Origin of the sequence: Halomonas sp. ND22Bw (assembly GCF_003011945.1) — a bacterium.
In the GTDB taxonomy this organism is placed as follows: domain Bacteria; phylum Pseudomonadota; class Gammaproteobacteria; order Pseudomonadales; family Halomonadaceae; genus Halomonas; species Halomonas halophila.
In genome coordinates this window covers 1-241 of sequence record NZ_PXWD01001637.1, presented here as the reverse complement: position 1 = coordinate 241, position 241 = coordinate 1, and the positions used below count along the sequence as shown (strand labels likewise).

Genomic DNA, 241 nt, shown 5'->3' with positions numbered 1-241 from the left:
TCGCCGGCATCCATGCTGTGCCGCCCGCGTTCCTCAAGGCGCAGATCGAGGCGGTGGTGGAGGACATCGGTGTCGACGCGGTCAAGCTCGGCATGCTGCCGACGCCCGAGAGCGTCGAGGTGGTCGCCTGGGCCATCGAGCACTACCGCCTGCCGAACGTCGTGCTCGACCCGGTGATGGTCGCGACCAGCGGCGACCGCCTGATCGCGCAAGAGACCGTGGCGGCGATGGTCCGCGAACT

Annotated in this window: 1 protein-coding gene; it reads left to right on the top strand. The window is 69.3% G+C overall.

Translation table 11 applies throughout. The features are described from left to right. A partial coding sequence (locus tag CVH10_RS23815) for a bifunctional hydroxymethylpyrimidine kinase/phosphomethylpyrimidine kinase (protein ID WP_181244743.1) occupies positions 1–241 on the top strand: 241 nt, incomplete at both ends.